Source organism: Leuconostoc sp. XM4 (genome assembly GCF_055698815.1).
The window spans coordinates 1,870,340-1,886,895 of record NZ_CP134507.1; the positions used below are offsets into that span (position 1 = coordinate 1,870,340).

Annotated in this window: 18 protein-coding genes, 1 tRNA gene, 1 pseudogene and 1 riboswitch; of the genes and pseudogenes, 12 read left to right on the top strand and 8 right to left on the bottom strand. The window is 36.1% G+C overall.

From position 1 onward, the window contains the following. Window positions 1–34 precede the first annotated feature (34 nt). Window positions 35–1,204: a DUF2075 domain-containing protein gene (locus RHP64_RS09450; protein ID WP_150288636.1), complete on the bottom strand. Its 1,170-nt coding sequence runs from the start codon at window positions 1,202–1,204 to the stop codon at window positions 35–37. A 309-nt stretch (window positions 1,205–1,513) separates the two neighbouring features. Here RHP64_RS09450 and RHP64_RS09455 point away from each other — a divergent pair, with 309 nt between their 5' ends. From RHP64_RS09455 to RHP64_RS09495, 9 genes are all read left to right on the top strand, one after another. After that, window positions 1,514–2,053, top strand: a complete 540-nt coding sequence (locus RHP64_RS09455) for a GNAT family N-acetyltransferase (RefSeq protein ID WP_011680456.1) — start codon at window positions 1,514–1,516, stop codon at window positions 2,051–2,053. 79 nt (window positions 2,054–2,132) lie between these two features. Continuing rightward, window positions 2,133–2,474 carry a hypothetical protein gene (locus RHP64_RS09460; RefSeq protein WP_011680457.1) on the top strand — a complete coding sequence of 114 codons (342 nt, stop codon included), beginning with the start codon at window positions 2,133–2,135 and terminating at the stop codon, window positions 2,472–2,474. Between the two features lie 98 nt (window positions 2,475–2,572). Further along, window positions 2,573–3,073, top strand: coding sequence for a tetratricopeptide repeat protein (locus tag RHP64_RS09465; RefSeq protein WP_196756237.1), 501 nt, complete (start codon window positions 2,573–2,575; stop codon window positions 3,071–3,073). A 134-nt stretch (window positions 3,074–3,207) separates the two neighbouring features. Next, window positions 3,208–3,783 carry a DUF4352 domain-containing protein gene (locus RHP64_RS09470; RefSeq protein WP_025268526.1) on the top strand — a complete coding sequence of 192 codons (576 nt, stop codon included), beginning with the start codon at window positions 3,208–3,210 and terminating at the stop codon, window positions 3,781–3,783. 533 nt (window positions 3,784–4,316) lie between these two features. After that, the gene (locus RHP64_RS09475) at window positions 4,317–4,568 is read left to right on the top strand and encodes a hypothetical protein (protein WP_014325167.1); all 252 of its coding nucleotides are present in this window, start codon (window positions 4,317–4,319) and stop codon (window positions 4,566–4,568) included. A 66-nt stretch (window positions 4,569–4,634) separates the two neighbouring features. Beyond that, on the top strand, window positions 4,635–4,910 hold the full coding sequence (locus RHP64_RS09480) for a hypothetical protein (protein ID WP_025268527.1): 276 nt from the start codon (window positions 4,635–4,637) through the stop codon (window positions 4,908–4,910). Between the two features lie 323 nt (window positions 4,911–5,233). Then, entirely contained in the window at window positions 5,234–5,392 is a 159-nt protein-coding gene (locus tag RHP64_RS09485) for a hypothetical protein (RefSeq protein WP_164907661.1), read from the top strand. Window positions 5,393–5,454: 62 nt separating this feature from the next. After that, on the top strand, window positions 5,455–5,694 hold the full coding sequence (locus RHP64_RS09490; RefSeq protein ID WP_011680462.1) for a hypothetical protein: 240 nt from the start codon (window positions 5,455–5,457) through the stop codon (window positions 5,692–5,694). A 108-nt stretch (window positions 5,695–5,802) separates the two neighbouring features. Continuing rightward, complete coding sequence (locus tag RHP64_RS09495; protein WP_025268528.1) at window positions 5,803–6,138, top strand: hypothetical protein; 336 nt, start codon at window positions 5,803–5,805, stop codon at window positions 6,136–6,138. A gap of 136 nt (window positions 6,139–6,274) precedes the next feature. Here RHP64_RS09495 and RHP64_RS09500 read toward each other — a convergent pair whose 3' ends face one another. Beyond that, a complete protein-coding gene (locus RHP64_RS09500; protein ID WP_025268529.1) occupies window positions 6,275–7,081 on the bottom strand; it encodes an MBL fold metallo-hydrolase in 807 nt (268 codons plus the stop codon). Between the two features lie 248 nt (window positions 7,082–7,329). After that, window positions 7,330–7,429, top strand: a riboswitch (guanidine-I (ykkC/yxkD leader). A gap of 53 nt (window positions 7,430–7,482) precedes the next feature. Here RHP64_RS09500 and RHP64_RS09505 point away from each other — a divergent pair. Then, window positions 7,483–7,853, top strand: a pseudogene (locus tag RHP64_RS09505) (ACT domain-containing protein). A gap of 102 nt (window positions 7,854–7,955) precedes the next feature. On the opposite strand, the gene RHP64_RS09510 reads toward RHP64_RS09505, so the two are convergent. The 3 genes from RHP64_RS09510 to RHP64_RS09520 form a co-directional block, all read right to left on the bottom strand. Then, window positions 7,956–8,043: transfer RNA gene (locus RHP64_RS09510), tRNA-Ser, on the bottom strand. A gap of 304 nt (window positions 8,044–8,347) precedes the next feature. Next, on the bottom strand, window positions 8,348–9,904 hold the full coding sequence (locus RHP64_RS09515) for an ABC-F family ATP-binding cassette domain-containing protein (protein WP_011680464.1): 1,557 nt from the start codon (window positions 9,902–9,904) through the stop codon (window positions 8,348–8,350). 20 nt (window positions 9,905–9,924) lie between these two features. Next, window positions 9,925–10,878 carry a helix-turn-helix domain-containing protein gene (locus RHP64_RS09520; RefSeq protein ID WP_223825237.1) on the bottom strand — a complete coding sequence of 318 codons (954 nt, stop codon included), beginning with the start codon at window positions 10,876–10,878 and terminating at the stop codon, window positions 9,925–9,927. 107 nt (window positions 10,879–10,985) lie between these two features. Here RHP64_RS09520 and RHP64_RS09525 point away from each other — a divergent pair, with 107 nt between their 5' ends. Then, on the top strand, window positions 10,986–12,266 hold the full coding sequence (locus tag RHP64_RS09525) for an MFS transporter (protein ID WP_025268531.1): 1,281 nt from the start codon (window positions 10,986–10,988) through the stop codon (window positions 12,264–12,266). Between the two features lie 5 nt (window positions 12,267–12,271). Next, entirely contained in the window at window positions 12,272–12,604 is a 333-nt protein-coding gene (locus RHP64_RS09530) for a lactoylglutathione lyase (protein ID WP_002815665.1), read from the top strand. A gap of 53 nt (window positions 12,605–12,657) precedes the next feature. On the opposite strand, the gene adhP is transcribed toward RHP64_RS09530, so the two are convergent. The 3 genes from adhP to RHP64_RS09545 all read right to left on the bottom strand — a co-directional run bounded on the left by adhP (window position 12,658) and on the right by RHP64_RS09545 (window position 16,518). Further along, the gene (adhP, locus tag RHP64_RS09535) at window positions 12,658–13,710 is read right to left on the bottom strand and encodes an alcohol dehydrogenase AdhP (RefSeq protein WP_011680466.1); all 1,053 of its coding nucleotides are present in this window, start codon (window positions 13,708–13,710) and stop codon (window positions 12,658–12,660) included. Between the two features lie 170 nt (window positions 13,711–13,880). Beyond that, window positions 13,881–15,152 carry an MFS transporter gene (locus RHP64_RS09540; RefSeq protein ID WP_050884446.1) on the bottom strand — a complete coding sequence of 424 codons (1,272 nt, stop codon included), beginning with the start codon at window positions 15,150–15,152 and terminating at the stop codon, window positions 13,881–13,883. Between the two features lie 148 nt (window positions 15,153–15,300). Then, complete coding sequence (locus tag RHP64_RS09545) at window positions 15,301–16,518, bottom strand: phosphoglycerate kinase (protein ID WP_002815670.1); 1,218 nt, start codon at window positions 16,516–16,518, stop codon at window positions 15,301–15,303. Window positions 16,519–16,556 lie beyond the last annotated feature (38 nt).

The window sequence follows — 16,556 nt, forward strand, 5'->3', positions numbered from 1 at the left end:
ACATATATGTTATCATGGCTTTTTTTACTATAATTTAACGTTCATTTTGATACAAATCAACCAACCGTTGCCTTAGTTGATCATCATAAGCTGTTAAATACATACCATATTTGCCACGTTTAATTAAAACATTCAAAACATTAGCAATAAAATCTTGATATTCTTTGCTTGTAAATTTGATGTCCTTGCGCTTCTTAAAAATCTCTTTATGTGAGTATTTTTCTGGCAAAATAGTCATGCTATCGGTTTTGTCATCATAGCCAAATGATGGACCAATGATCATGCCCACATAATTTAAATCAAATCCTTGTAACGTATAAATTGTGCCTACTTGTGTAATAGACGATTCACGTTTAGCCCAGTGCGTACGTTGTGGATCCCATTCATCCCAAGGTAGAGAAAAAGTGTCCATCTCAACATTATGACGCCCATCGATGCGTGGAAATCCAGAAGTTGCGACTACACGACTCAACCCAACTTCGCGATTTTTAGCTTTAACTTCCTCATATAAATCCCCTGCTGTTGAGAATACTTTAAAGTCAAAATCACTATTACGAGGAAAAGGCATCAATGGCTTTTGTGCTGTTAAGTCATCCATCCATTGTACCTGTTCTGAACTAGCAACCATACGATATTGAAAATCCATATCAAATTGTCGGTATGGATGACTACCAACGGTCTGACGTAATAAATCTTGTGACCAGTACATTTTAGATTGAAAAACTTGTGCAAAATCATAGACCACCACAACAATTTTGGCTAAGTTCATTAAATCTGTGAGCTGGTTCTCACCTCGATAGTGTGCATAAGGCTCTGGTTTTGAATATAATAAATGTGCCTCATCTACGAAAATAACATCATATTTCCAATTGTTTTTCTGGGCACGATTAATGAGTGCTGTGGGACGCAAGATATCATTTTCTTTCATGCCGGGAATATCATGGGCAAGGTCTTGATAAGCTTTAAATAATTCGGGATGATTAACAACTAACGCGGTTTTATAACGTTTATCCGTCATATATTTTGTGACTAAATTCATTAAAACAACTGATTTACCAGTGCCGGCAGCCCCTTGAATAACCGCCACAGCATGCTGATTCCCTTTAATGCTCTTGTTGATATAACTGTTTATATTTGTAATGGTTTCTTTCTGGTTATCAGATAATTGATCAATCATGAACTGATCTCTTAAAATTTTATTCATTGCGATTCACTCCTATTGTATTTATTATACAGACTTAGTAAGGAAACATCAGATTTTATTGTTATTCCCATCAGCTTCATCATGTTAACATTTATTTAAGGTTTTTCTAATAGTATTTGTGTCCTTTTACTATTTGATACTATATAAGCAAAGTAAACTGTTCCAAATACCAACGTGCAAATACTTATCCACGATAAAAGATGTATCAACGGAGTTGCATTATGACTGCAAGTAAGATGAACTAGGCTGCATATTTCTTTAATTGTTTATAGGAAACTCACTAATGCATATTAAAGAAAAGAGAAAAACATGTTTATAGGTAACAATGTAAAACTATCGCATTACCACGAAGAAGATGGGAAAAAGTTAGCTAGTTGGCAATGGGACGAAGATTTTGTAACGCCGTTAGCTAGTGATATGATTCACCCTTATACCGCGGAAGATTGGGAAAAAATATTTAGGGATGCTTCCAACAGCTACGAAAATGTTGAATTTACTATTCGAAAAGTTAGTGATGATAGTTTAGTTGGGTTTGTCGATCTATCTGATATCAGTGTACGCAATCATTCCTGCGAACTTGGCATTGGCTTCCCCAAAAAGGAAGACCGATCAAAGGGATATGGCACCGAAGCTCTATCCTTAATATTGAGTTACGGTTTTAATAATCTCAATATGCACAAAATTAAGCTCTCAGTATACCCCTTCAACATTGGCGCTGTAAAAGCCTACACTAAAGCGGGATTCGTCAAGGAAGGCACAGCCAAAAATGAAATTTTTTACAACGGCAAATGGGTTGATATAGACTATTATGCGATTTTCCAAGAAGACTGGTATGCAAGACAACAATAAAAAATAAAAGCACTCATTGAGTGCATACATAAACAAGTTAACGTGTATGACTCACGTTAACAGAATTAGGAGAATGATTATGGATGAGAATGGTAAAATTGTACCTGTTGAGATTAAAGGTTGGAACTGGGGCGCCTTCATGTATAACATATTTTGGGGAATTGGTAACAAAACTTATTTACCTTTACTATGCCTAATCCCTTTATTTAATTTCATTTGGATCTTTGTTTGTGGATTTAAAGGCAATGAATGGGCCTGGCAAAAAGGTGATTACACAGACGTCGAAACATTTAAAGCTGTCCAGGCCACATGGAATCGTGCTGGATTGGTGCAGTTTATTTTGACAATCGCCATATTAGTACTATACTTTTTACTTTTCGTGGTTCTTTTCTCATCAGTCTTAAATCAAAATAACTATTAGTAGTCTCATCCTATTTGATGTGCTTGCACAGAGAAAAATCAACAACAAATTTTAAACCCGTCAATAACTCGTTTGAAATTTATAGGAACTGAAATCAAATGATGACCACTCAAGACAATATTCTTTTAAAAACCGCAATAAAAATGAGACATGAAAAAGAATTTAAGGCGTCCAACCGTATCTTAAAAAAATTAGATGCCAAATATCCGCTTAATGCCAATATTCAATATCAATATGCTTGGAGCTTCGATATTCTTGGACAAGAAAGAGAAGCTGTCCCTCACTACTATGCAGCCATTGATAACAATGGGCTAGAATCTGTCGATTTAGAAAACGCCTACTTAGGTTTAGGTAGTACTCTACGATCAATAGGTTCTTATGATGAATCATTAGATATTTTATCAAAAGGTACGGAATTATTTCCAACAAATAATGCTTTAAAAGTTTTCAAAGGGATGACACTCTATAATTTAAAACGCTTTAAAGAATCCTCAACAATTTTACTGCAATGTCTTATTGAGACAAGTGAAGACACTGATATTAAATCATATGCTAAGGCGCTAGGTCTATACTCACAAGATCTAGACCAGACATTTTAAATAATTATCAATCATCGCAATTAAAAAAGCCTTAATGGGAACAAAGCATGAAAATAAAACTGGTAAATAGCTGCTGTTCCATTACAAATAACTTGCTGCTTTAATGCGCATATAAAATGCAAAGAAGAAAAAATATGAGCAGAAAAAATATAAAAACACGTTCCAAAAATAAAAGTTTTTATCAAAGTATTTGGATTACCACGCTAATAATAGTAATTGTCGTCATTATTGGCTTTTGGCAAGTTTATACTAGGTATTCTGGTGATTTGGTTAAAAAAGTTGATACAACCTCATCCAAAAACACTTTAAAACCGCAGTCAATTTTTAAAGTTGGTGAGACAGCAGAATATAAAGATATTCAGTTTAAAGTAAATGACTTCAGTTTCATAGATGGTTACCCCAAAATTGATAAATTAGCTGCTGGAAATCAATTTGTTGTTGTCAATATGACCATTACCAATAACAGTAATAAAAAATTTGATTATGATTCATACTTTTTTCACCTTGATGACAATGGTAAACAAACAGATACAACAGAGTCTTCTTACAACGTAACTGCTTCTTTAGACAGCGGCACTTTACGTCAAGGTGAATCAACGACGGGAAACCTTGTGGGACAAGCAAATACAAATCATCAACTAAGGTTAATTTACCAACAAGATACTAATCTTAACAAAGGAAAAATAACTTTTAAACTGAATCAAGAATAAGGTTTAAAACTGAAAGTAAGAAACAGCTCACCTTCCCCTTGCTACTCTGACTACGTATCAAGTGGACTATATTAAAACACTAATAAATATCGTCCAGCACAACGCTATAATTAGTTTTAATGCCTATGCATTAAAACTTCTTGCTTGACCTCTACTTTGACGAGAAAACAGAAAGATATAGCAAAATTTATGACTTCATGGCGTACTTCGGTATACCTGCGTCACTCGAGAGTGCTGTTTTGAAAACATATAACTTAGGTGTATTTTATGGATTTATTAACAACGTTCCCAATGGCTATGAGTGGACTAACATTTTTAATAGTAAGTAAAGATAAGAAAAGTAAAAAGTATCGTGTGGCGGGAATAATGATGTTATTGGCAAGTTTCATTAGCTTTTTGACTTACTTTGTCTATAAATAGAAATCCACCTACCATCAGTATGTGACTTAAAACGAAAAAAAACTGTTTATTTTAACAAGGGGATAAACTCTATGTGTCGCTTCCCTATTGCATAACAGCGGGGGAATAACAATATGCAAAAAGCCACTATTTTTAGAATAATTGCCACAGTAGGAATTTTAGGAACAGTCCTATATGAAATTGTGACTAATACCAACACGTTATATATAAAAATTGTCCAAGCAGTTTTTATGGTAATACTATGGACTGCTCTTGCGGTTGATAGATACCAACATAATAAATCGAAGAGAGAACTAAAAAAAGATTTATTTTTAGTAGGGGTGTTTACATTACTAAGCATTGCAATAATATCCTTTTTTAGATAATTAGCCTAGCCATATTAGCAAATACTACGTGCAGAACCACGTTAAAAGCGTAATTGGGGATTAAGGATGACAAAAAATAAACAAGAATTAAAGACGCAAATAGTAGCTTATGGTTGGCAATTATTTACACCTGAAAATACAATCGTTATGGATAATGACCAGGGTAACATAGCCATTGAGGATAGTTCTGATAATTTTAGGGGTGGACTATTTATAGTGTTAAAAGTTAGCGAAAATGAAGTTACAGTAGAATCTAGCGGCATCTTTGACCAAGGTGTCTCAATTACGTTAGACAAAAAGATTGTCATTAAACGTCGCCCTGACATTGAAATTAATGATTAAGTGACCTCTAAATAAAAAGTATTCACAGAGTACTTACATACCGCAAAATAAATTAGGAGCATTATTATAATGAAAAGAACTACACTCTGGTTAAGTATTACATTGCTGATTGCTTTACTAACAATCTATACAGTCTACCAAAATGGGCTTGACTTTAGTTTTTCTCTAACCATATCTAAAAATGCGGCTTCAGCAAATGGCTCAATGGCGTTTTTATTTACTTTGCTAACTATTTTTAGTGGCATAAAATATCTAACGTGTAGATTTACTAAATAAGCACTCACAGAGTGCTTACATACATTAAAATTAATTGGGGATGAGACATGAAAACACAACTGATAAATGGTTACTGGACAGCTACGAGTTTTACAGATAAATTAAACACTGCTTTGGCTGAACTAGAAGCGGACGGGCACGAAATCGTTGAAGTACAATATAAAACGCCCGTAGTCTTCTATTCTGCTATAGTAATTTACAAATAATGTACTCACAGAGTACGTATATACGTGCCGAACCACGTTAAAAGTATAATTGGGGATGACATATGACAAAACAACCATTTAAAATGATGAAAACTATAGGTGCGGTTGCCCTGATTGTAATGGCATTGCTGAATTATGCCAACTTTCAGTTTAACTATACAAAATACAGCGCTCTTATTGTGACATTAATGATGCTGGCTCTTGGATTTCAGAGCTACAGTGAGAAGAAAAAATTCAATTCAGATATTGCTTTTGTCACGATTGCTGGCCTAGCGACGTTATATATTTTTTTCGTTAACTAGAGCATTAAAGGGAATGAAATTATGAAACAAAGGGACGTACCTTTTCGATAAATATAAAAAAGTGGTGTAATTTCAAACAAGTTAGCTGATGACATTGACGAGATTCATATGCTCATCATTGCTAACTCCGTCAACAAAATAGAAAATAAAGAAAGAGAAAATGTAAATATGGAAAACATAAATATACACAGCAAAATGTTTCAATATAGAGCAGCGCTTTTTGTAATTGCTATTTCTTTTATTGTAGCCAATTTTACATATCCGAATAATATCTATATTCAGCGCTCAATGCCATTGTTACTAGCATTTATGCTTATTTCATACGCTGTTGAGAGATTTAGAGAGAAAAAATGGTTACCTTTTTCAGCTTACGCATTGGTTAGCCTGCTCAATATTTTTCAGGTTAGCCAAGAACTATATCGCCATTTATATATTTATAAATAATAACCAAATCTCCAAATACTAGTTGGGGGCTTTTCGCTTTATAAAACAAAAGTGATTTAATGGCATGCTTTTGACTCGCTAATTCACAGTGTCAGCAAATAAATAATAATAAGTTAAAACACGCTCTCTCATTATTTTATATATTAACTTCTAATCCAACTCCGACCTCTTCAACAGTAATAAATTGATTTATATATGCCTTAGCTTTAAAAGAAACACAGTGACTCGGATATAGTTGTGCAATATTATTATTTTGAAAATAATCAACAGTTTTTTCTAATCGTTCATCTAGGTCAAACAAATGAAAGCCACCAATGATACCAAGTATTTTATTGGTACCTGTAACTTTCTTAGCATGCTCACAAATATTGCAAATGCCGCTATGGGAACATCCTGTGATAATAAATAGCCCTTCATCTGTTTCATAAACCATCGCTGTATCATCCATTACATAATCGTCTTCCCATTTATTATTAACAAAATATTCTCCTATGGCTTCTCGCTCTTCAAAAGCAGTATACTGACCTATTTCTCCTAAGTACCAAATTTTATTTGTTAATTTAATTGGTTCCTTTTGTAAGTTCAAATCAAACTTATTTGATACCCATTCCGTACTTTTGGGAGACCCGATATCTAATTTCTCATATCGCTTTGAATTCAAAAAAAGTGGATGTGCATAAACTGACTTACCAAAAAGTCCTGATGATTTTGATAAAAAACTCATACCACGTGTATGATCATTGTGTCCGTGCGAAAAAACAATTTTAGTCATTTCACTTAGATTAATACCCTTGATTTTTGCATTCTGCAAAAATATGTCGCTGTACCCCATATCAAAAAGTATTTTTTCATCTTGATCTTCTATTAGCATAGATAAAGCGGGCTCACCGAAATAATATTCATCAATAAATGTGTTATTGTCTACCAAAATGTTTATCTTCATTGCTCTCTTCCAATCTTTTATCTTTAATACTTTACTATACAGACTAAATTATTTTTTAAAAGTGCAAATCAGTAAATTTAATATATTGTAAAAATCAGTGATATTCTTTTACTATCAATATTGACAAGTTAGTTAAACATTTATATAATAATGTTTCAAATTCAAAAATTACCTATATAAATATTTTTAATTTTATCTAAAGATTCCCATTCTAAATTGCCTAATAAAAATAGTTAGTTTATTATTAATCTATAGTTTTCTAGGGTTCCGCTATAATAATAGGTCTGGTCCAAGAGAAAACATACAATGATTACATTGTACACACGGACGGATAAAAGCCTAGGAGATATTTCTTAACGAAATATTTCCTAGGCTTTTTAATTTACTAAGGAGAATACACTATGGAATTAATACTTTTGCCAGAACAACTCTCGGTTTTTCAAATCGAATCATTGGAACAATTGGATTTATCAATGAAGCCTCTGTTTATTGGCTCTACTGCAGATGAGCTTTCTATCGTTGCTCCAACAAAGAGTGTGCCAACAAAAACAATAAACCAAGAAGATGGTTGGCGCGCATTAAAAATCAATGGTGTTTTAGATTTCAGTTTAGTTGGCATTTTATCTAAGATAGCAACTTTGTTAACCGAAATTGACGTCAGCATATTTGCAATATCAACGTACATACTGATTATATTTTAATAAAAGAAACAAATCTCTCTAATTCAATAGACTGTCTGCGTCAAAACCAATATGTAGTTTCAGAAAAATAAGTAACGCAAAATAGCTCACAATCAAAAATCAATAAAGTACTGCATTTTTACATAAAAAAAGCGTTGCACCAAGATCTTGGTGCAACGCCATGAAATGCTAAATGGAGAAGAAGGGATTCGAACCCTCGCACGCTTTAACACGTCTACACCCTTAGCAAGGGCGCCTCTTCAGCCGCTTGAGTACTTCTCCATAACAATAACTAATATACCAGAATTTAGAACGGATAGCAATACCCAAAATGCCGTCAACACTGCTTTTTGCGCTCAATAAACAGTTCATGAGCGAAGACTCATAGTAATGTCATAATTACCGTATTTCAATGCCATGGTTTTCCATGAAAGATTGCTTTAGTTGCTTTTAAAAAGCCGACAGACACTCACATAGAGTCCGTATCGGCTTTTTTAATTACATTCGGTCAAGTTTAACCGTCGCATATCTGGAAACACCTGCTCATCTATTACACGGGTGCACAGAAATTGTTAACTCTTGATTGTTATTCCGCTTCTTCTTTATAGCTTAATGCGGCAACGTTTAATTCTTTATCTCCTAGTCCCTTTGTAAAGCTAGTTTCGTGGGAAACAATAATCACGTTTCCTGGGAATTTGTCGATAGCTGCACGCAAAGCATTTTTTGTGCCTTCATCCAAGTGGTTTGTCGGTTCATCTAAAATCAAGAAATTACTTGGTTTCATTTCCATAATGGCCAACTTAACTTTGGTCTGTTCCCCACCAGAAAGCTGCTTCATTGGTTTTTGCGCATTTTCAGCGTTAATACCAGCAGCAGCTAACCGAGTACGTAAAGCTTTCGGCTCCAATTTAGGGAAACGATCTTGCATTTCTTGCAGTGGTGTTTTTTGATCATTGTCCCATTCTAAATCTTGATCAAAGTAATTCACAACTGCTGATGGTGAAAACTCTGCTTCACCACCAAGTGCTGGAATAACACCCAAAACAGATTTAATTAGTGTAGACTTACCAGCACCGTTGAAACCTTTGAAGACAACCTTTTGACCCGATGTCATCGAAAAGGTCACCGGCTCCAAAACAGGTGTTACATAACCAACAGAAAGTTCATTCACTGTTAGTGCGTTTGCAGACTGAGAGTTAACATAGGGAAAATTAAACTTAGCTTGCAATGCCTCTGACGGTGGATCAACTCGATCCATTCTTGCCAACATTTTTTCACGTGACTTGGCTTGTTTTGATGTTGACGCACGTGCCTTGTTTTTGGCAATGAATTTTTGCGCTTTCTCAATTTCACCTTGTTGCTTTTCATATTGACGTAACTGTTGCTCAGCTCGCTCGTCTTTTTGACGCATTGCCTTTTTAAATGAGCCACGGAACTTAGTAATTTTACCAAACGATAGGTCAATTATTGCATTGGTTACCTTATCCAGGAAGTCAAAATCATGCGAAATAATCATCGCTGACCCTTCAAAAGACTGTAGGAAATCTTCAAGCCATTCAATATGGGCCACATCTAGATAGTTTGTTGGTTCATCTAAGATAATAACGTCGTCATTTTCTAACAATAACTTAGCCAGAATGACTTTGGCACGTTGGCCACCAGACATTGATTCTAGTGCCCGAGTGCGCCCAATGGCTTCCAATCCCAATCCAGAAATCACGCGCTCAATTTTGGTGTCCACGTCATAAAATCCGGCAGCGTCTAGCTCTTCTTGCATGCGTCCGGCGCGTTCTAACAATTTGTCAGATAAGCTCTCTGCATATTCATTGTACAGTTCCGTAATACGGTCTTGTTTGTCATACAAATCTTGATAAGCCGTATGCAAAAAATCAACCAGCGTCATTCCCTCAGGAATTTCTGCATACTGGTCTAGATAGCCGACCTTTAAGCCTTTTTGCCATTCGATTTTACCAGAGAGAGGTAGTTCTTGACCGGTAATGATCTTGATAAGTGTTGACTTACCAGCACCATTTTGGCCAACAATGCCCATGTGTTCTCCAGCCTGTAATTCAAATGCTGCATCTTCGTATAAAGTTTTTTCTGCGTAGGCCATTGAAAGGCCTGAAATTTCTAATAATGCCATAACTATAAGTCTACCATACTTTAAAGCAACATTGAGTATGTACGAGGTATTTTTTGCGTTTCCCCCGATAAAACAGCGTCTCGTGTTTTTTCGATAACTTCTTTGGAATATTTCACTTTATCTTTTTGGTCAGTAATTTCGTAAACAGTAAGAACCGAATGAGCTAATTGATAGCCTTCTTCCACACTTCCTTGCATCATCATTAATAAACCCTTTCCAAATTTCAAACGAATTCGCTCACCAGTCCAATCTAATATAAACTGGTCAGCATCGCTCAATATTTGTTCCGATAAGGTTAACATTTCAGCTGCACCTTTAAGATCTACAAAAAGCAGTCCATTAAAGGCTGTATAAGCAATATCTACTAATCGCTTTTTTTCTGTACGTAACTGTGTATAAAATTTTGCTCGTTTGATAGCTAAACGGCTTAAAATTAACAGGTCACTTGGAGACATACCAAAATAAAACAAAGTAAAAATATCTAATTCAATTTGTCCCCACGTTTCGGCTTGCTTTAAAAAATTAACTGCTGGTCTGACGTGTTTTTTCACAATATCAATGTCATATATTTGTAAATTCTCTTCTTCGGCAAGTGCGCCCTGTATCATTAAACCAAAATCACGTATAAAGCGTGCACTGATACCGCCACGACCTTGACGCATATCATTTGTAGCTTTCAAAATCATTGCTCCTAATTGTTTCTTTTCTTGTGGTTTCCCGGATTGAACACCCATTTCACGGAGCAACATATAAATATAATTATTGTTGGTTTCTCCACCAAGAAACAAGAATTCATCATGACTAACACCCATATCTGATAATAATTTATCTAGCCGATCCGCTGAAATACGAGTATGCCCTTTTTCAAATTTTCCAATCAGTGATCGAGATATGCTAGGCTGTTCTAAGTCAACTATTTTTAAACCCTTATCTTCTCGTAAACGTTTAAAAGTCGCACCATAATTCATTTTCATTACCCTCATTATTTAAAAAATAGAATATATTCTCTTTTTGTTGTCAAACTGACTTTACCATGTATGCTATATTTATTCAATTTATCATTAAAAAAAGGAGTTCTTATATGCGCGTTGCCAAAAATAATACAGCATTTCGAGTAATGATTACATCACAGTTCGTTAATAACTTAGGAAGCAGCTTTTTCAATATTGTTTTTTTAGTTTATGCTGCAACACTGCCAAACAAAACACTTAGTGTTACATTAGTTGCATTTACAGAAATACTACCAACACTATTCTCCATTATTGTTGGAAACTTTGCTGATAAAACGAAGCATCACCTTCGGTCTTGGCGTATTGCTCGCCTCTCTCAATCAATAATTTTTTTGATTATTACTGTGATATTGATTTTCTTTGACGGTCAATTTTGGAGTTTTTTGATACTGTTATTATTAGTCTTTGTTTCTTCGGTAGTCGGATCTTATAGTAATTTACTAATGAAACCAGTTTCTAGATTTATTTTAAGCGATTCTGATCTGCAAGAAGCAATGAGCTTGGAGCAAACTGTCAGTGTTGCCGTCAACTTAATTGGTGGTTTTTCCGGCGTCGCTTTACTTGGCATTTTGCATCAAAATTACGCTGGATTTAGTCTTATCAATGCTGGGATGTTTGTTATTGCTTGGTCCATTATGGCGCTTAATCATCGTCAATTTTTGGAAGCCGAACAACATATTGAAGCAGAAACAAAGCCAAATACCAATACATCAATTTTTTCAGATTTAAAATCAACTTTTATTTATGTTTACAAGGATCATTTGTTTTTTCAAATTTTACTACTCGCTACCGCCATTAATTTTGTCGGCACCTCTTTTAATGGTGTTTTCAACCTGACCTTATTACATAACAAATCGTTATTAATTGGTAACTTTGGGACGACCGTAGCTATTTTTGGTGCAATAAGTTCAATTGGCCTATTAACTGGATCTTTGATTACCAATGATTTTTTCAAGAAACTAACAACAAAACAATTAATTGGCATTTCTGGTATTGGTATTGTGTTAATTGCTGCTGTACCCCTTTTTTATCCAAATGGTGTTTTATGGATGCTAATCATTTTTTTATTTTCATACATTGAAGCTAAAATCAATCCAAAATTAGGGGCAATCTTAATGAAACGAATCGATCATAATCGCTTGGCTGGTGTTTCTGGTCTAATTAATACATTCGTTATGTCGGCCACGCCACTTGGTCAAATTATTTTTCTCGGCACCGCAAACATCTATTCACCAAATATTTCTTGGTTCTTCATGGTATTTGTCGCATCACTGATTACCATTTATACAATCTTAACTCGCCAACAAGATATGGAACTGGTTGAAAAAACCAGAGAATCCGCTATACTATAATTATTATGAAACCACGTAAACTAAACATCAAAACTATTCCAGCTGCTGACATCAACCGTGCTTATCGCTTTTGGCGTGATGTATTTGATTTGCCGCAATCTGGTCACCAAAGTGGTCGGCACCTTGTAATTGATGGCGAAGATATTGTGTTTGTCACCGGAAAACCAACTGACCGCCTAGAAATGCTCGTTCGTGATCACCAAGCCGATTTGGTAAAACACTTACGAAACAATTTCATCCCAATTATTGGCGAGCCAGAAAAAAGATTCGGAAACAAAATTGCCTTATCAATACATGATTCCGAGGATAATTTAATTGTTTTAGAAGCCAATGCTTAAGATCAAAATAAAAAGCGTAAACAGCTATTATAGTTGTTTACGCTTTTTTACTATTAAAGTGTTGTAAAATCAATGACCTTACGACCAGTAATTGAACCAGCTTTCATTTCATCAATAATTTCATTCATATCTTGGAAGGCAACTGTCTCAACAATTGGCTTAACTTTTCCTTCAGCACCAAATTGGAAAGCTTCCTTTAGGTCTGCACGTGTTCCAACTAATGAACCGCGAACTTCAATACCATCAAGGACTGTTTTAGCAATATTCAAAGCCATATCACCTTGTGGCAAAGCAACGGCTACAAGCTTGCCCATTGGACGAAGTACATTCACAGCCTGGGAGAATGCAGCATCGTTAACAGCTGTCACTTGGGCATTGTGAACGCCGCCAGTTAATTCATTCACCTTAGCCACAACATCTTCCTTCTTACGATTAACTAGTACTTCCGCTCCATTAGCTTTTGCGGCTGCTAATTTATCATCGTTTCCATCAATAACTGCAACGTGAGCACCGAAAACACTGTGTGCATATTGAACAGCCAAATTACCTAGACCACCAGCACCGTGAACTGACACCCACTCACCAGGCTTAGTTTCACCGACTTTCAAGGCTTTATACATTGTAACACCAGCACAAGTAATTGATGTCGCTTCAACAGGGTCTAAACCTTCTGGTACTTTAACCGCATACTTAGCATTTACAACAACTTGTTGTGACATTGCGCCATCAATTGTGTAACCAGAATTACGCACCTTACGGCAGAACGTTTCGTTTCCTGAGACACAGTAATCACAAACGCCACAAGCGTCATAGAACCAGGCAATTGAAACACGGTCACCGACTTTAAGGTAATCGCTAGCACCTTCACCTAATTTAGACACGCGTCCAACACCTTCATGTCCAATAACTCGACCAAAATTACCGTTACGTTCACCGATCTTGTTAGGGTCACCGAAATCGCCGTTTGCACAGTGCAAATCAGTGTGACAAAGGCCAACGTATTCAACATCAACCAATGCATCTCCAAATGCTAACGCACGTGGCTGCCAATCCTCGATCAAATCAACATAACCATCATTTACGTTACGAACAACTGCTGCTTTCATTTTTAACCTCTTTCTTGTATGTGAACTTATTTACAATTAATTTTACCGCTTTTTGTCATATTTGTAAAGTATTATTTACTACGCATCTCCTTCCATTAGTGACTCGTTTCACATAAATACCCAAAAGAAAAAGAACATTATCATTAAATGTTCCTTTTAATTTTATTGAATTATTGGTCAGTATTTAATTTTTTAAATCCAGGAATTGTTAACATAAAAATTAAACTAATGACGTACATTAACGATAAACTCAGCATCACGGCTGCCACACTATAATTGTCCATAATCCAACCAATCACAACTGATGAAAAGGCACCAATAGCACGGCCAGATCCCATCAAGGTATTGGCTGCAGTTGCTCGAATTTCCGAAGGATACAATTGACTAATAACTGCGCCAAATCCACCATACATGCCGTTAGAGAAAAATCCAACTAATGCACCTAAAATTGTTAATGTCCACATATTATATGCAAATGTAAAGACATAAATCATAAGCGCTGAAGCTACTAAGAATATAGCAAACGCGCGTCGGGGACCTATGGTGTCTAGAATCGTACCAAAAGTAAGCATACCAACCGCCATACCAATAATAATAGGTATCATACCAAGATTGACGTATCCTGCTGTAATTGTTTCTGTGATACCCAATTGCTTCCGCATAATTGTTGGCAACCAGTTCATCAAACCGTAATAGCCCGACGTTTGAATAGTCAACATCACAATTAACACAAAAGAAGTATAAGCGCGTTTGGGGGTATTGGCAATCGTTTTAAAACTAAATTTCTTTTTACCAGTCTTGTAGTCAGCTTGCAGTTGCTCAAATTCAGGTGTTTCTTTTAAGTGTCGTCTCACAATGTATACAACGATTAGTGGCAAAAATCCTAACATGAACAAACCACGCCAACCAAAGGAAGGCATAATTAATGTTGCTAAAATTGCCGCGAGTATGGCACCCACTTGTCCGCCAATTGCAGTAATAGAGCTCATACGGCCTACACGACTAGCTCTAAAGCTCTCAGCAATCAATGCCATACTTACACCATACTCACCACCAGTTCCCATCCCCAGAAGGAAACGAGCTGCATAAATCGTGTGCGTGTTATCCAAAAATGCCAAGATAACTGTCGCAAAGGTCACGAGCATAATAGTATAAGACAATACTTTAACACGCCCGATACGGTCAGCTAAAATACCAAACAAGAGACTTCCTAATAGTGCTCCCCAGTTTGACATTGCTGCAATAATTCCACCCTGTGCACCAGTAATGTGTAGCTCGGCAATCATAGGCGCCAATGCGAAAGATAGGAACGTTGCGTCCATATGATCCAAAGTAAACCCTAGGGTTGTTGATCCAAGAACCACCTTTTGTTCGCTGGTCATTTGAGCACCAGTCTCTACCTGATCTTGCTGCATTACGTTTTCGGACTGACTAATTGTCATATATTGTTTTCCTCCAAAATGTCTGCTCACTGGCAAACGTTATTTTGTCCGTTAATTATTAAACCATATATACAGTAATTAATCAATCAAACGTTTAACAATTTTTAAATTATTGTACAAAAAAAGCGCTCTCGCGCTATTTTTAAAATTACTTTTCTGAAATTGAAGCGATTCCAGGCAATTCCTTACCTTCAAGGTATTCAAGTGAAGCACCACCACCAGTTGAAATGTGGGTCAACTTGTCGGCAACACCCAATTGTTGTACCGCAGCAGTTGAATCACCACCACCAACGATTGTTGTACCACCATTTTCAGTCACTTTAACCAATTCTTCACCAATTGCCAAAGTACCCTTTGCAAAATTAGACATTTCGAACACACCCATAGGTCCGTTCCAAACAACAGTCTTTGCATCAGACAATGTGTCTTGCAACAACTTAACAGACTTAGGACCAATATCTAGACCCATGTAGCCGTCAGGGATACCAGCTTCAGCATCAACAACTTCAGTCTTTGCATCATTTGAAAATGCGTCAGCAGCAATTGAATCAATTGGCAAAACCAACTTGTCGCCAGCTTCTGCCATCAATTCCTTAGCCAATTCAACTTTATCAGCTTCAAACAATGAATTACCAATCTTGTTACCCTTAGCAGCATCGAATGTATAGGCCATTCCACCACCAACGATAACCTTATCAGCCTTGTTCAATAATGACTTTACGATTTCAATTTTATCAGAAACCTTTGCACCACCAATAATAGCAACGAAAGGACGAACTGGGTTCGCAACAGCATCACCCAAGAACTTGATTTCTTTTTCCATCAAGAAGCCAGCAGCTGCTTGTGAAACATTTGAAGCAATACCTACGTTTGAAGCGTGGGCACGGTGAGCTGTACCAAAGGCATCGTTGATGAACAAATCATCACCCAATGATGCCCAATACTTGCCCAATTCAGGATTGTTCTTTGATTCATTTTTGACCACTTCGCCATCAACAACGTCTTCAAAACGTGTGTTTTCAACCATCAAAACTTCACCATCTTGCAAAGCGTTGATTGCTGATTCTAATTCTTCACCGCGAGTTTGTGGCACGAACTTAACGTCCTTACCCAATAATTCACCCAAGCGTGCGGCAACTGGTGCTAATGACAATTCTTTCTTATCGTCTTCAGACTTAATACGTCCCAAATGAGAGAACAAAATTGCGCGACCATTGTTTTCTAAAACATACTTGATTGTTGGCAAAGCTGCCACAATACGGTTATCGTTTCCGATAACGCCTGCCTTGATAGGCACGTTGAAATCAACGCGCATCAATACTTTCTTACCTGAAAGTTCCAAATCTGAAACAGTCAATTTAGCCATGATAGCCTCCAAATTTTTATAGTTACAAGTCTATTATA

What these genes read in the sequence shown, in the direction of transcription:
- RHP64_RS09450 (WP_150288636.1), bottom strand. Translation starts at nt 1,204, where the DNA reads ATGAATAAAATTTTAAGAGATCAGTTCATGATTGATCAATTATCTGAT.
- RHP64_RS09455 (WP_011680456.1), top strand. Translation starts at nt 1,514, where the DNA reads ATGTTTATAGGTAACAATGTAAAACTATCGCATTACCACGAAGAAGAT.
- RHP64_RS09460 (WP_011680457.1), top strand. Translation starts at nt 2,133, where the DNA reads ATGGATGAGAATGGTAAAATTGTACCTGTTGAGATTAAAGGTTGGAAC.
- RHP64_RS09465 (WP_196756237.1), top strand. Translation starts at nt 2,573, where the DNA reads ATGATGACCACTCAAGACAATATTCTTTTAAAAACCGCAATAAAAATG.
- RHP64_RS09470 (WP_025268526.1), top strand. Translation starts at nt 3,208, where the DNA reads ATGAGCAGAAAAAATATAAAAACACGTTCCAAAAATAAAAGTTTTTAT.
- RHP64_RS09475 (WP_014325167.1), top strand. Translation starts at nt 4,317, where the DNA reads ATGCAAAAAGCCACTATTTTTAGAATAATTGCCACAGTAGGAATTTTA.
- RHP64_RS09480 (WP_025268527.1), top strand. Translation starts at nt 4,635, where the DNA reads ATGACAAAAAATAAACAAGAATTAAAGACGCAAATAGTAGCTTATGGT.
- RHP64_RS09485 (WP_164907661.1), top strand. Translation starts at nt 5,234, where the DNA reads ATGAAAACACAACTGATAAATGGTTACTGGACAGCTACGAGTTTTACA.
- RHP64_RS09490 (WP_011680462.1), top strand. Translation starts at nt 5,455, where the DNA reads ATGACAAAACAACCATTTAAAATGATGAAAACTATAGGTGCGGTTGCC.
- RHP64_RS09495 (WP_025268528.1), top strand. Translation starts at nt 5,803, where the DNA reads ATGCTCATCATTGCTAACTCCGTCAACAAAATAGAAAATAAAGAAAGA.
- RHP64_RS09500 (WP_025268529.1), bottom strand. Translation starts at nt 7,081, where the DNA reads ATGAAGATAAACATTTTGGTAGACAATAACACATTTATTGATGAATAT.
- RHP64_RS09515 (WP_011680464.1), bottom strand. Translation starts at nt 9,904, where the DNA reads ATGGCATTATTAGAAATTTCAGGCCTTTCAATGGCCTACGCAGAAAAA.
- RHP64_RS09520 (WP_223825237.1), bottom strand. Translation starts at nt 10,878, where the DNA reads ATGAAAATGAATTATGGTGCGACTTTTAAACGTTTACGAGAAGATAAG.
- RHP64_RS09525 (WP_025268531.1), top strand. Translation starts at nt 10,986, where the DNA reads ATGCGCGTTGCCAAAAATAATACAGCATTTCGAGTAATGATTACATCA.
- RHP64_RS09530 (WP_002815665.1), top strand. Translation starts at nt 12,272, where the DNA reads ATGAAACCACGTAAACTAAACATCAAAACTATTCCAGCTGCTGACATC.
- adhP (WP_011680466.1), bottom strand. Translation starts at nt 13,710, where the DNA reads ATGAAAGCAGCAGTTGTTCGTAACGTAAATGATGGTTATGTTGATTTG.
- RHP64_RS09540 (WP_050884446.1), bottom strand. Translation starts at nt 15,152, where the DNA reads ATGACAATTAGTCAGTCCGAAAACGTAATGCAGCAAGATCAGGTAGAG.
- RHP64_RS09545 (WP_002815670.1), bottom strand. Translation starts at nt 16,518, where the DNA reads ATGGCTAAATTGACTGTTTCAGATTTGGAACTTTCAGGTAAGAAAGTA.